Origin of the sequence: Veillonella sp. AS16, assembly GCF_000517785.1 — a bacterium.
GTDB lineage: Bacteria > Bacillota > Negativicutes > Veillonellales > Veillonellaceae > Veillonella > Veillonella denticariosi.
The window spans coordinates 117,205-131,573 of sequence record NZ_AZYX01000007.1 but is presented as its reverse complement, the minus strand read 5'-3'; the positions used below and the strand labels follow the sequence as shown (position 1 = coordinate 131,573).

At 41.9% G+C, this 14,369-nt stretch carries 11 protein-coding genes and 1 pseudogene; 1 reads left to right on the top strand and 11 read right to left on the bottom strand.

The window, feature by feature from the left end; translation table 11 throughout:
* Positions 1-179: 179 nt before the first annotated feature.
* The 9 genes from HMPREF1521_RS00735 to HMPREF1521_RS00695 all read right to left on the bottom strand — a co-directional run bounded on the left by HMPREF1521_RS00735 (position 180) and on the right by HMPREF1521_RS00695 (position 7,720).
* Entirely contained in the window at positions 180-1,202 is a 1,023-nt protein-coding gene (locus HMPREF1521_RS00735; protein ID WP_038114633.1) for a branched-chain amino acid aminotransferase, read from the bottom strand.
* A 167-nt stretch (positions 1,203-1,369) separates the two neighbouring features.
* Positions 1,370-1,867: a methylated-DNA--[protein]-cysteine S-methyltransferase gene (locus tag HMPREF1521_RS00730; protein WP_038114630.1), complete on the bottom strand. Its 498-nt coding sequence runs from the start codon at positions 1,865-1,867 to the stop codon at positions 1,370-1,372.
* A 138-nt stretch (positions 1,868-2,005) separates the two neighbouring features.
* Positions 2,006-2,785 carry a protein-ADP-ribose hydrolase gene (locus HMPREF1521_RS00725; RefSeq protein WP_038114627.1) on the bottom strand — a complete coding sequence of 260 codons (780 nt, stop codon included), beginning with the start codon at positions 2,783-2,785 and terminating at the stop codon, positions 2,006-2,008.
* 108 nt (positions 2,786-2,893) lie between these two features.
* Complete coding sequence (locus HMPREF1521_RS00720) at positions 2,894-3,661, bottom strand: putative quinol monooxygenase (protein ID WP_038114624.1); 768 nt, start codon at positions 3,659-3,661, stop codon at positions 2,894-2,896.
* A gap of 14 nt (positions 3,662-3,675) precedes the next feature.
* Positions 3,676-4,161: a prolyl-tRNA synthetase associated domain-containing protein gene (locus tag HMPREF1521_RS00715; protein WP_038115997.1), complete on the bottom strand. Its 486-nt coding sequence runs from the start codon at positions 4,159-4,161 to the stop codon at positions 3,676-3,678.
* Positions 4,162-4,185: 24 nt separating this feature from the next.
* Positions 4,186-4,593 (bottom strand): hypothetical protein, encoded by a 408-nt coding sequence (locus HMPREF1521_RS00710; RefSeq protein WP_038114620.1) that lies wholly within the window; start codon positions 4,591-4,593, stop codon positions 4,186-4,188.
* Between the two features lie 165 nt (positions 4,594-4,758).
* A complete protein-coding gene (gene rlmD / locus HMPREF1521_RS00705; protein WP_038114617.1) occupies positions 4,759-6,246 on the bottom strand; it encodes a 23S rRNA (uracil(1939)-C(5))-methyltransferase RlmD in 1,488 nt (495 codons plus the stop codon).
* The gene (locus HMPREF1521_RS00700) at positions 6,246-6,914 is read right to left on the bottom strand and encodes a TerC family protein (RefSeq protein WP_038114615.1); all 669 of its coding nucleotides are present in this window, start codon (positions 6,912-6,914) and stop codon (positions 6,246-6,248) included. Before HMPREF1521_RS00700 ends, rlmD begins: the two co-directional genes overlap by 1 nt.
* 140 nt (positions 6,915-7,054) lie before the next feature.
* Positions 7,055-7,720: a TerC family protein gene (locus tag HMPREF1521_RS00695; RefSeq protein ID WP_051435738.1), complete on the bottom strand. Its 666-nt coding sequence runs from the start codon at positions 7,718-7,720 to the stop codon at positions 7,055-7,057.
* Positions 7,721-8,021: 301 nt separating this feature from the next.
* On the opposite strand from HMPREF1521_RS00695, the pseudogene HMPREF1521_RS00690 reads away from it, so the two are divergent.
* Positions 8,022-9,392, top strand: a pseudogene (locus HMPREF1521_RS00690) (MATE family efflux transporter).
* A 150-nt stretch (positions 9,393-9,542) separates the two neighbouring features.
* On the opposite strand, the gene uvrC reads toward HMPREF1521_RS00690, so the two are convergent.
* Together uvrC and uvrA are read right to left on the bottom strand one after the other, a co-directional pair.
* Positions 9,543-11,375 (bottom strand): excinuclease ABC subunit UvrC, encoded by a 1,833-nt coding sequence (uvrC, locus tag HMPREF1521_RS00685; RefSeq protein WP_038114609.1) that lies wholly within the window; start codon positions 11,373-11,375, stop codon positions 9,543-9,545.
* Positions 11,376-11,495: 120 nt separating this feature from the next.
* Complete coding sequence (gene uvrA, locus HMPREF1521_RS00680; RefSeq protein WP_038114606.1) at positions 11,496-14,351, bottom strand: excinuclease ABC subunit UvrA; 2,856 nt, start codon at positions 14,349-14,351, stop codon at positions 11,496-11,498.
* Positions 14,352-14,369 lie beyond the last annotated feature (18 nt).

The following is a 14,369-nucleotide window of genomic DNA, read 5'->3' as shown; positions in this document are numbered from 1 at the left end:
ATATGATGTGCAAAATATTAAAGTATTCCAATAAAAGTTCCTACAGTTAATCAATCAATAAAAATAGAGCAGCAACCGAATCGGCTGCTACTCTAACTATAGATTTAATTCTTCGGGAATATAACAAAGATAAAACAAACTTACCCCTATCCCCATATATCTGTTGACTCAATAATAAATTAACAGATTTTCACAACCCAGCCTTCAGGTGCATCAAGTTCACAGTGTTGAATGCCGAGTAATGTGTCATATAATTTTTTCGTTACAGGGCCCATATCATCCATACCGGCAGGTACGTTGATATCACCTCTTTCAGTATGAATCAAACCGACCGGAGAGATAACCGCTGCAGTACCGCAAAGACCGATTTCAGCAAAGTCTTTCAACTCATCTACATGTACCGGACGATGTTCCACCTTCATACCGAGGTAATGTTCAGCCACATACATCAAGGATCGACGTGTTATGGACGGCAAAATACTGTCAGATTTAGGCGTTACAAGAGTACCGTCCTTCGTAATAAAGATAAAGTTTGCACCACCGGTTTCCTCTACATGTGTACGCGTAGCCGCATCAAGATACATATTTTCCGCATAACCCGCTTTGTGAGCATCGGTAATTGCATATAAGCTCATCGCATAATTCAAGCCCGCTTTAATATGACCGGTACCATGTGGAGCTGCGCGGTCAAAGTCAGTGATACGGATTTTAATCGGTTTAGCGCCGCCTTTAAAATAAGGTCCTACAGGTGTCGTAAAAACGCGGAACTGATATTCATCCGCAGGCTTTACACCGATAACGGAATTTGTGCCCATCATGTAAGGACGAATATAAAGACTTGCACCGTGACCATATGGAGGTACGAAATCTTTATTCGCTTCTACTACTTTTTTAACGGCTTCTACAAATCTGCCTTCAGGCAATGTAGGCATCACAAGACGTTCTGCAGAATTATTCATGCGTTCCGCATTCAAGTCCGGACGGAAGCATACGATATGACCATCTTTTGTATAATATGCTTTCAAACCTTCAAAAACGGTTTGCGCATATTGGAATACACCGGCACATTCATTCAAAACGACATTGGCATCTGTAATCAGTCCGCCTTCATCCCATTTACCATCTTTATATGTAGATAAATAACGGTAATCGGTTTCTATGTAACCGAACCCGATATTGTCCCAGTCGATATTTTTACTCATAACCATAACCTCCAAAACATTCTTGAATATATGAATAATCTTAACACTATATGCATGTAATTTCAATAGATTCTATAGAATTCAATTCGATACGGTACAATCACCACAACAGATACTTTATCTGAAAGTAATACTGCATCTATCATTTATACTTTGATTCCCATCTATCATTTATGCTCTTGTTCCAATCGAAGCATATATTCTTTACGGGCGATGCCCCCTGCATACCCCGTCATCTGTCCGTTAGACCCCACTACGCGATGACATGGAATGATGATGGATATGGGATTATGACCTACAGCTCCTCCTACCGCCTGAGCGGACATACTTTCTTTACCTTGCGCCTTTGCAATCTGTTTTCCAATCGCACCGTATGTAGTCGTTTCACCATACGGTATCGTTTGAAGTATAGCCCACACTGACCTTCTGAAAGCAGATCCTTCCAATTGCATCGGCGGGTATATTCGTGGCCTCTGCCCTTTAAAATAATCATTGAGCCACATAACAGTCACCTCAAAAGGGCCGGTCAACTGCTCGATATACTCCGCATCATCATAAGACGGTACGTGACTTTCATCAATAAAAAATAAATCTGTTAAGTATGATAATGTACCAAGCATAACCATAGTTCCTAATGGGCTTTCATAGGTGTATTTATAATTCATAGTACATTAACTCCTTCTTAAGACAATAAATCATGTAATACCTTTAGTATATCATTATTTAATACTACTATTCTTTGCTGAATATCAAATGGATTTCATTGTTTATTAAGTTTAATTAGTACATATAGTGCGTCTATATTATCCCAATAATTTGTTGTAGATGTCATAATCTATATCCTTAAATACGTTAAATACCACTTGGATTTTACTATTTAATTCTTTTAAATAGGTTCTCACAGTATCAATAGCAATCTGTGCGGCCTCTTCATTCGGAAATCTAAACTCACCGGTAGAGATACAGCAAAAGGCAATAGAGTGTAAGCTATACGCATTAGCCAGCTCTAAGCAGGAGCGATAGCAAGAGGCTAGTTCATTTCGTTCTTTATCTGTTACCGCTTCATAAATAATAGGCCCAACAGTGTGAAGTACATGCTTTGCCGGCAAATTAAAACCGTATGTCATACGAGCTACGCCGGTCTTCTCAGGCATATCTAAATACTCGATCATTCTTGCACATTCCATACGGAGCTCAATACCCGCAAAGGTATGAATCGCATTATCGATACATTTATGGTTAGGAGCAAAACAACCAAGCAATTGATTGTTGGCTGCATTAACAATGGCATCCACAGCTAGCCGTGTGATATCACCTTGCCACAAATATATCTGAGGTTCTCGCTCTTCCATATCATGAATCATGACAATGCCCTTTTCGTGAGCCAATGTATTTAAATATTCATCCTCTACCTTCATCCACTCAGCGGGCATGGCTCCTGCAGGACGAATATTACATAGTGCTCTAAATAGAGTAAACTGTTCTTCTTCATTTACTGGAATATCTATATGTTCGTTATATTTCTGTTTATATTCGACGACTAATCCCTCTAAAAGATAGCGTAATCGTTCTTGCTGTGTCATATATAACTCCTAAGTAGAATTAACTAGATTATAACCTATTATATAGTAAAAAACTGCTAGCACATAGTATGCTAGCAGTAACTTTACTGATTAGTATTATACCAGAGGCTAAGGTCTGACAAAAGCTTGACCACCATGGTTTACAAGGATATCCCCATCTAATACTTTAGTAGTAACTCCTTGTAAACTACCTTGGATTTGGCTCATCATAAAGCGATAACCGGGGCTGTTCAAATGTTTAGTAAGGGCTTCTTGATCGCTATAGATCTGAATAACGTACCAGCGATTTTTTGCGTTTCTTTCACGAAGCACATAACCGGCCTTGTAGCCTGCATCATCGCGTAGGGCACGTTCTATATCGAGTTGATATTGGCGTTGCACCGTATCGATTTCATTGCTATCAACAGTAAACTCAGTTAAGGTAACTACTGCCTTACCATCATTTACGATAGATAAAGCATCTTTCTTTTCAAATAAAAGTACAGACTGTACATCGTACATTTTACGATTTGTTAATTTAGAACCGACTTCATTAACAAATGCTTGATAATGGTCAGATTTGCGATGTGTTTCAATAGCGGCTAAATCTTTATAGATTTCAACTACATAAGACTCCGAAGGATTCCCCTTTACATGAGCCACATTCATGGACAATGTATTAGGCTCTTTTTCCATAGATGCTGTCAGATTAGCTACACCTGCACTATTATAAGTGCCTAGCAGCTCTACAGGTACTTCAAAACGATACATAGCTACACTAGGTGCTGTATCTACAGATTGATCCCGCTCCATAACAAGAGCTGCAAAGGATGTGCTCACACCTAAAACGGCTATGGCAGATGTTAATACAATACGTTTTAACAAATTTTTGTTCATAAAAGACTCCTAAATCACAATGTAATATATTCTACTATTGTACCATGCTCTTCAATAAGTTTAACTAATTCTTTACCTTGTAGCCATACGGTCGCATCATTTTGATTTGGATGGATACCGATTAGATTATCCTTATAGTCCGCATCAATATAGTAATGTACCTTACGCTCTTCATCGTGGAGCAAGCAGAATGGAGATACATGACCTGGTTTAATCTTCAATATATCCCATAGCTCTTCTTCGGAACCAAAGGAAATCTTTTTAAGCTTATGATCCTTACGGAATTGTTTTAAATCTACACGTTTAGAACCGCGAACGGTAATTAAATAGTAATGCTCTCGTTTATGATCTCGTATAAATAAATTCTTCGCATCCAACTCAGGATATGGCAACTGCACATTCGGCTTATCATCCATACTAAATAATGGTGCGTGATCAGTAAATTCAAAATCGATATGATGTTCTTTTAAATAATCATATACGCCTTGTTTGTCCAATATCATACTACTTACCAATCCTATGTATTAACTAAATTCTTCACAATTCAGTTTCGCTTTTAAATCTCTAAAATATATTTTTTGTTGTCGTTTCAAATATAAACTTATAAATGGCCTAAATATTAATTTTTTAGAGACAACGTTTTCAGTAAAGTCCAGAATTGTTTTATCTCCCTTTGTATAAAATTTTCCAACCCAAGTGCCTTTAATATTCTTATTTTCTATCTCAAATATCCATGATTGGTATGTAACGCATTCTGTAACTTTAAAATGAGTTTCAATTCCGTCCTTGGTAATCTCTATAAAATTATGCTCATCTAGACTTCTTACATCTTTTAAATCACTTCTCCAGGAAAAATCATTTACATTCGTGACCGTATTCCACACGATTTCTACAGGGCATAAAAGAGTAACTTTCATATTAGAAATTGCCATAACGATCACCTCATATAAATTCCTGAACATCCATGATTATGATAATACTTACCGCTTCACTTGATTCCTTATAAGTAAAGCCACGGTCTCAGCCGTAGGCTGTTTCCAATCATTCTTCACTTCGTTCGAATTCTTGGACACCCCTGACAAGGACAGTGCTAATACTCACTGTGTCGCTTCACTCCTAGTGAGCAAAGCCACTGCCTCAACATGTGCCGTCATCGGAAACATATCCACCGGCTGCACTTCTTTCAGTTCATAGCCGTAATGTGTCAAAATTTCAATATCTCTCGCCATGGTAGCGGGGTTACAGGACACATAAACGATGCGTTTCGGTTCCATGCCCGCTGCGGATGTAAGAACTTCTTCTTTACAGCCTGCGCGGATCGGGTCGAATACGATAACATCAGGTCGTACACCGGCTTTATATAATTTCGGCATTTCCACGGCCGCATCAGCAACGATAAATTCCGTATTATCATAGCCATTGCGTCGTGCATTTTCACGAGCGTTGATAATGGCCGGTTCTACAATCTCTATGCCGATAACATGCTTCGCCTCGCGCGCAAGAAACAATGAGATTGTCCCCGTACCGCAATAGGCATCGACAACGCTCTCATGGCCTTTTAAATTCGCATATATTAACGCTTGATCGTATAATACCCTCGTCTGTTCCGGATTAACCTGAAAGAAGGAGTGTGGTGACAAGGTAAATCGCAAATCCTTAATATGATCCGTAATCGTACCGTCCCCATAAAGAACATGATTTGTAGGCCCTAATATGACATTTGTCCGCTTTCCGTTCACATTATGAACGATTGTTTCTACCGATGGCACCCGTTCTGTCAGCATTTCAATCCATTGGTCCTGGTCCGGCAAATAATCAGTTGCCGTTACAAGGATAACCATATATCCGGATTGACCGATACGACCGATGACATGGCGTAATACACCCTTACCCGTATGTTCGTCATACGGTTCTATACCAAGTTCCTTCGCGATTTCATAGCATGCTTGAGCAATCTGATTATTTCCGTTCATCTGTATAGGACAGTTTGTGCCGTGAACGATATCATGAGACCCCATGGCATAGAAACCCATCTGTATCGTTTCTCGTGTGCCTCCTACAGGTATTTGCATCTTATTCCGATAGGCCCACGGATTCTCCGGTCCCAATGCGGTTTTTACAAGATCCGGATTCTGATGTCCTATTCGTTCAATAACATCCTTCACCTTTTGTGTTTTTAGTGAAAGCTGTCCCTCGTAGGTTATGTGCTGTAATTGACAGCCGCCGCAAATGCCGTATAGTTCGCAGTTCGGTTCAATCCGATTATCCGCTGCGATTACGACCTCTAAGAGCCGCCCCGTAGCATATGTCTTTTTCACTGTTGTTATAGTTACTTTCACAGTTTCATTCGGCAAAGCAAACGGTACAAAAACGGTAAAGTCCTCTATACGGCCTACGCCTTCACCGCTGCTGCCGATACCGTGAATTCCTACGAGTACAGTATCGCCGACCTTAACGGGAACCGATGTAACAGCCTTCTGTTTTTTAGAGAGTTTTGATATATCCTGAGATTTCTGACGCTGCCCGTGATTATATTTGTTTCCACACTTCGTAAATTTACGAGATATATGATTTCTGTCACTCATTACGAATCTCTCTTCTTCCAAATTTTAATCATGCCGGTCACGATGAGAACAAAGAATACGGTGCCGATTTTAACCAACAGTTCTTCACCTTGAATATACGGTATTAAAAGAGGATCCTCTACGATCATTTCCCCTGCAACCCATCCGAGCAGGGCACCTCCGGCCCATAGAATAGCGGGAAATTTATTGATGAGACGGGCGAATAATGTGGAGCAGAATACGATAATAGGCACCGTAATCAGCATCCCCACAATCACTAATTCCAAATGCCCCTTCGCTGCACCGACTACACCGATAACATTGTCAATACTCATCATGGCATCCGCCACAATGATAGTCCAGACAGCACCGAGCAAGGAGTCCTTCGCATCGATATGAGCCTCTTCATCACCGCCCTTGAGTAATTGGATGGCGATCCACAAAAGAACAAGTCCGCCCCCTAAATGGATGAGAGGAATCAAAGTCAATGCCTCCACTAAAATCGTGGCGAACAGCAAACGCATGGCAATAGCTCCCACAGTACCCCATATAACGGCTTTCTTTTGTAATTCCGGCGCTAGTTTCCCCGCCGCCATACCGATTACAACGGCATTGTCGCCGGCCAATAAAATATCTATCAAAATAATTTTACTAATGGTAAGCCATGTAGCCGCTTCTAAAAATTCCATGATTATATTACCCCGACTATACGTTCATAAACTTAATAACTATCTATTAACTATATCATAAATTTCATCGTCTTTCACAGTAAAATGCCACGGATATAAAAAATTTCCTCCCCCGATCATGACGAGAGAGGAAACGGATATTAAGGATTATTTTTCAATTTATTTGTTAGTAACGATGCCCCTACAACGATGATAACAGCCGCAATCTTAATAAATAATGCATACGGTTCAACCACATGCGCAATAAGTTTATCTTCAACACTCATCGCAGCACCGACCCACGCAAGGATACCGCCGCCGATATAAAGAATAATCGGGAAACGTTCGATAACTTTCACAAACAATGTACTGCCATAAATGATGATAGGTACCGTAATCAGCATACCGATCGCCACCATCATCATATGACCGCCGGCAGCGCCGACGACACCGATTACATTATCTATCCCCATAATGCCGTCGGCAATCACGATGGTCATAATAGCGGACCGCAAATTATCTTTCGCCTCGATAGTATGCTCTTTCCCGTCATCAGCCACCAATTTATAACCGATCCACAATAAGAGGATACCACCGACTAAACGAAGTGCGGGAATATTATTTAAGGCCTCCACAAAGAGAAACGCCATAACGAGACGCAGGATAATCGCCCCCGCAGTGCCCCAGAAAATAGCCTTTTTTTGCAAATCAGCAGGCAAATTACGAGCCGCCATACCGATTACGATAGCATTATCACCGGCCAATAAAATATCGATAACGATGATTTGCAGCATCACCAATAATCCCTGTGCAGATACTATGTCCAACATATCCTCCTATACAAATTTCAACATAACACGGAATATAATATATTCAATATATTTATTATATTCGATTTATATAGAGAATGTAAAATTCAATTATTAAAGTATATATTCATTTTTATCATAGACCATTGACCATTAAATCCTATCGTATCATCATGAGCAATTCCATGATTGATACATAAATACAAACATAACTACAATATCTCCGTATTTCATAATTCTTAATCCCTCAACGACAAGGATTTAACTATCAAATTGCCATACTTTATGGTATACTATATCATCAACTAGGGAGGTCATCATGTATCAGACATATTCTATATTGGAAAAATTATGGCTATTTATCAGACTATTCACCCCCATGTGCATCACCCAGTTCTCCCTCGTAGGAGGCACGTTCATCGCTATATTCCTGACCGGACAATATAGCACGACGGATTTGGCCGGTGTTGCGACGGGATATAATTTATGGATTTTATTCTATATCTTCGCTATGGGCATACTGATGAGTATTTCGCCGATTATATCACAATTATTGGGGGCAAAACAGACCACCTCTATCGGTATTATCATTTATCAAGGTTTGTTTATCGGTACCGTTCTAGGCTTAATAATTCTATTACTCGGCATTTTCGGTCTCGATCCGCTATTGACATATCTCAATTTGGAACCGGCGGCACGCGATGTGTGTATCGATTATCTGAAAGTTTTCAGTATCGGCCTATTCCCTCTACTATGGGTCAACACATTGCGTAATACGGTGGATTCTCATGGGCTCACTCACTACTCTATGCTCATTGTCGTTACCAGCTTCATAATCAATGTATGCCTAAACTATACCCTTATTTTCGGTCACTTCGGTTTTCCGGAACTGGGAGGTGTCGGTGCCGGCTATGCAACGGCAGGGGCATGCTAGACAAACTTTATACTCTTCAGCGCTATGATGCTGTTTCATCCCAAGCTTAAAGGATATCAGGTCTTTAAAACTTGGTATGGCCTTAAATGGATTTATATTCAGGAGCAACTGCAAATCGGAATTCCAATCGGTCTTTCCACGTTTTTAGAGGTAAGCATATTCAGTATCGCCGGACTTTTAATGGTTCACTTCGGCTCTGCCGTTGTTGCAGCCCATCAATCGGTTATTTCCTTTACGAATGTATTCTATTGCTTACCGTTGAGTGTTTCCATGGCGGCAACTATTGCGGTAGCTTACGAAGTGGGGGCCATGCGCCCGAAAGATGCGATTGAATATTCATACTTAGCCCGTATACTGGCCATCATTATGGCTGTACTTATCTGCAGCTTTACCTTTACCCATATGGATACGCTTTCATCGCTTTTCACGAACGATCCGGAAGTATATAATCTGATATACAGCTTCTTGGGATACGGCGTATTCTTCGCCGCAATCGATGCCATCGGAACTCCGTTACAAGGCATTCTAAGAGGATATAAAGATGTAAAAATGGTCTTCTACATCTCCTTTATCTCCTACTGGGGCGTCTGCTTCCCTATGGCTTATATCCTATCTAAAAATCCTGCATACGGACCATATGGCGTATGGATCGGTCTCTTATCAAGCGTAGCGGCTGCCAGTATATTATTTACAATCCGAGCATGGTATATTCAACATTACAAACCAAAATCCGTAAATAATACAGCTGTTCAATAATTCAATCTCTTAATAGTATAAACATAACTTATATAACGAGAACTACACAATACGAAGCCCCTAGCGTTAGATTAAAACCAATCTACGCTAGGGGCTTTCAATATGAAAAATATTATTTTATTCATATGGATACTATTTTAGTATCAAATATTATTTACTATTCAACAAGTTATGTTTATCTACTTTCGACATACGAAAAAAATTGTACAATGTTTCCGCCGTCTTATAATTCATCGAATCAACCTGCGCCAGCTCATCGATAGAGGCGGCCTTCATGGCTTCAAGGCTGTTGAAATGAGCCCATAAAGCCTTGCGTCGTTTTGGACCGATACCTTCAACATGGTCAAGGATAGATTCGAGATTCCTTTTACCTCTCAATTTTCTATGATATGTAATGGCGAAGCGATGGGCCTCATCGCGGATTTGTTGTAACAGTTGCAGCTCCGGCGTATGATGACTCAATATTATACTGTCAGACTGTCCTTCCACAAAGACCTCTTCAATGCGTTTTGCCAGAGATATAACAGGTACATCCGTAACACCTACGGCTCGAATAAGAGGAATAGCCGCATTGAGCTGCCCCTTACCGCCGTCAATGATGATGAGGTCCGGCATAGGCCAGTCCGTTTCATTTCCGTAACGACGCTCCATAATCTCCGCCATCGACTTAAAGTCATCCGGCTTGCCCTGAGTCGTTTTCAACTTAAAGCGACGATACTCCTTCTTTGCCGGCTTACCGCCTTCAAAAACAACCATGGATGCAACGGTTTCAGCACCTTGAGTATGAGAGATATCAAAGCACTCCATGCGCTCCGGTAAGCGCGGTAGGTCAAGGACTTCCGCCAATTTCTTAACGGCTCCGCCTGTCTTATCAATTTGATATTGCCATTGACGACGCCGCTCCTCCAGGAAGGCTTCCGCATTTTCATGGGCCATCTTAATCATATCCATCTTATACCCGCGATGCGGCACGGACACATCCACATGCTGCCCTTTCAGCTGTGTAAACCACTCACTGAGCAACTGACGGTCCGAACTTTCAATCGGCAGCAACAGTTCTTTCGGAATAAAATTCGTCTCTCCATAATACTGTTTAATGAAGTCCGTCATAATCGTTTCCGGACTATCCCCATCGTGCTGCACGAAGTAGTTTTCTCGGCCTAACAGCCGACCCCCGCGAATAAAAAGCAACTGTACACAGGCCATTGAATGATCTACAGCCATACCTAGTACATCCAAATCACCGCGCTGTGTTACCATCCGTTGTTTTTCCTGAATCTTCTCGATGCTTGTCAGCTGATCCCGGTATCTTACGGCATCTTCAAAGCGTAATTGCTCAGCTGCTGTTTCCATCTTCTCTTTAAGTTCTTTCAACAGTGGAATCGGTTTACCTTCAAAGAGCTGTATAATCTCCTGAATATACACATCATAAGCTTCCTTTGTAATTTTTCCCGCACAAGGGGCCTCACAATAATGCATATGATATTGTAAACAAGGACGTTCAACCTTCATGGACCTACATGTACGGAGCGGATAATAAAGGTGTAGCAGTTTAAGCACTACATGAACGGAGGTGACATCTGTAAAGGGGCCGAAATATTTAGCACCATCCCGCTCAAGTCGGCGCGTCATATATACACGCGGATAATCTTCCTGAACGGAAATTTTTACGTACGGATAGGTCTTATCATCTCGAAGTCTGATGTTATACTTCGGATGATGCTCCTTGATAAGCGTATTCTCCAAAATAAGCGCTTCCATTTCCGTCTTGGTTTGGATCACCTCTACATCGACGGCCCGTTTCATCATAGCCGTCACCTTAGGCGCCCTGTTTACATCATTCCGTACATAAGAACGAACGCGATTGCGTAAATTGATAGCCTTTCCTACATAAATAATACGGTTATATTGATCACGCCAGAGATAAACGCCCGGCGTTGTCGGTAGATGACTGACCTTTTCCAGTAATTCCTCTGATGCCATAGGTCCTCCTTTCCATGTAGAAATATTTTGTAACCACCGTCTATATCAGCTAACATGTTTCCTATATAATCTTATTTAACCATGCTTATTTAACCATACCAGTATTTAAAATCTTAACATTTACTTTTTACTCTTACCGGCCGCTTTCATAAATGCATTGGTCTGATCTAATACAGGTCCAAGGAATTTTCCCGTATAGCTCTCTTTCACCTTCGCAATCTGCTCAGGTGTACCGGTAGCCACAATCATACCGCCTCGATTCCCCCCTTCAGGGCCTAAGTCGATAATATGATCCGCCATCTTGATAACGTCCAAATTATGCTCAATGACGATAACCGTATCGCCTGCATCTACGAGTTGCTGTAAAACATGTAACAACTTGCGAATATCCTCAGCATGGAGTCCCGTTGTAGGCTCATCTAAAATATACAGAGTTTTACCTGTACTGCGACGAGCCAGTTCCGTTGCAAGCTTAACACGTTGAGCTTCCCCGCCGGACAATGTCGTAGCGGCTTGCCCCAAGCGAATATAGCCTAGCCCCACCTCTTGTAGAGTGACCATCTTACGATGAATTTTCGGAATGGCGCTGAAAAATTCCACCGCTTCATCGACGGTCATGGCCAACACGTCTGCTATGGATTTACCCTTGTATTTAACCTCCAGAGTTTCTCTATTATAACGGTCTCCCTTACACACTTCACAAGGAACATACACATCCGGCAGGAAGTGCATTTCAATTTTAATAATACCGTCACCGCGACAAGCTTCACAGCGACCGCCTTTCACATTAAAACTGAAACGGCCCTGTTTATAACCGCGCATCTTTGCCTCCGGCGTTTGACTGTACAATTCGCGAATCGCGTCGAACACACCTGTATAGGTAGCGGGATTTGAACGCGGCGTACGACCGATCGGACTCTGATCGATGTTGATGATCTTATCGATATGTTCTAAGCCTCGAATTTCCTTATGAGCTCCCACTTTATGATAGGAACGATATAAGTTATTAGCTAACCCTTTGTATAAAATCTCATTAATCAATGTGGATTTGCCTGATCCGCTGACACCGGTAACAACGGTAAAGAGACCGATTGGAAATTTTACATTAATATTCTGTAAGTTATTCTCCTTAGCCCCTCGAATTTCAATATAGTTTTTGCCGGCTTTGCGACGTTTTTCAGGAAGAGCGATGAATTTACGACCGCTCAAATACTGGCCGGTAATGGAATCCTTTACCTTCATCACTTCATCTACGGTACCTGCCGCAACAACTTCGCCACCATGTTCACCGGCACCGGGTCCGATATCGACAAGATAATCGGCGGCGCGCATCGTGTCTTCGTCATGCTCTACAACAAGCAATGTATTGCCTAAGTCACGAAGACCTTTTAAGGTATCGATGAGTCTGTCATTATCCCGTTGATGCAGACCGATAGACGGTTCGTCAAGAATATAGAGGACCCCCACTAAACCGGAACCGATTTGAGTGGCTAACCGAATACGCTGCGCCTCTCCGCCGGATAATGTGCCGGCACTGCGATTCATCGTTAAATAATCAAGTCCCACATTATTGAGGAACCCTAAACGGGCGTTGATCTCCTTCAGAACTTGAGCCCCGATAACTTGTTCCCGCTCCGTCATTTTGAGATTCGCAAAGAAATCCAAAGCCTCTTTGATTGTTAGCTGCGTCACTTCATTGATATTCTTATGTCCGACGGTAATGGCGAGAACCTCCGGTTTTAAACGCGCTCCATGACAGGTGGTACATGGCTTGATGGACATGAACTTTTCAAATTCCTCACGCATGGAGTCCGTCGATGCTTCACTGTGACGACGCTTCACCATAGGCAAAATGCCTTCATATTCGGTAAAAAACTCTTTCACTTCACCGCGCATATTCTCATAAGTGAAAGATACCTTCTCCGTAGTACCGTACATGACCTTCTTTTGCAATGCCTTCGGCAATTCATCATATGTAGAGTTCAATGAATACCCGTTCGCTATGAGAAGGCCCTCCAATTGACGCATAAACCACGCATTAGGATTCGAACTCAAAGCTTGTACGCATCCGTCCGCAAAGGATATAGATCCGTCAGGGATAACCCGTTCCTCGTCGACCTCCATGGTCGAACCGATACCGAGACATGCGGGGCATGCACCAAAAGGACTGTTAAATGAAAACATACGAGGTTCAATCTTCGGTAATGAAATATGACAATCAGGACAGGCGAAATGTTGACTGTACATATGGTCAGGACCGTCGATTTCCTGAATTACGACGATGCCTTCCGCCCATTTGCCTGCCGTTTCCATGGAGTCCGCTAAGCGGGATTCTATGCCGGCTTTCACAATGAGACGATCCACGACGATATCAATGGAATGTTTCTTATTTTTCTCCAAACTGATCTCTTCATCTAAGGTGCGTACAACCCCATCTACACGAGCCCGTACGAAGCCTTCCTTACGCAGTTGTTCGAAAACTGATTTATGCTCCCCTTTTTTTCCTTGTATCATAGGCGCCAATACCAAAATCTTTGTGCCTTCCGGAAACGACATGACGTCATCCGTCATCTGTTGAATCGTCTGTTGCGTAATCGGTTTGCCGCACTCAGGACAATGAGCATGACCGACACGGGCAAAAAGAAGCCGCAAATAATCATAAATTTCCGTCACGGTGCCCACCGTAGAACGCGGATTACGGCTTGTCGTTTTCTGGTCGATAGAGATAGCCGGTGACAATCCTTCAATATAATCTACATCGGGCTTATCCATCTGCCCTAAAAACTGACGTGCATATGCCGACAAAGATTCCACATATCTTCGCTGTCCTTCGGCATAAATCGTATCAAACGCAAGTGATGACTTACCGGATCCGCTGAGGCCTGTCAAGACGATAAACTGGTCTCTGGGCAAAGCGATATTTATATTCTTAAGATTATGCTGACGTGCACCTTTAACTATTAACTGGTCTTTCATACTTTCCTTTCTATATAG

Coding starts and splice junctions, on each gene's coding strand:
- HMPREF1521_RS00710 (WP_038114620.1), bottom strand. CDS start 4,593: ATGGCAATTTCTAATATGAAAGTTACTCTTTTATGCCCTGTAGAAATC.
- HMPREF1521_RS00735 (WP_038114633.1), bottom strand. CDS start 1,202: ATGAGTAAAAATATCGACTGGGACAATATCGGGTTCGGTTACATAGAA.
- HMPREF1521_RS00730 (WP_038114630.1), bottom strand. CDS start 1,867: ATGAATTATAAATACACCTATGAAAGCCCATTAGGAACTATGGTTATG.
- HMPREF1521_RS00725 (WP_038114627.1), bottom strand. CDS start 2,785: ATGACACAGCAAGAACGATTACGCTATCTTTTAGAGGGATTAGTCGTC.
- HMPREF1521_RS00720 (WP_038114624.1), bottom strand. CDS start 3,661: ATGAACAAAAATTTGTTAAAACGTATTGTATTAACATCTGCCATAGCC.
- uvrA (WP_038114606.1), bottom strand. CDS start 14,351: ATGAAAGACCAGTTAATAGTTAAAGGTGCACGTCAGCATAATCTTAAG.
- HMPREF1521_RS00700 (WP_038114615.1), bottom strand. CDS start 6,914: ATGGAATTTTTAGAAGCGGCTACATGGCTTACCATTAGTAAAATTATT.
- uvrC (WP_038114609.1), bottom strand. CDS start 11,375: ATGGCATCAGAGGAATTACTGGAAAAGGTCAGTCATCTACCGACAACG.
- rlmD (WP_038114617.1), bottom strand. CDS start 6,246: ATGAGTGACAGAAATCATATATCTCGTAAATTTACGAAGTGTGGAAAC.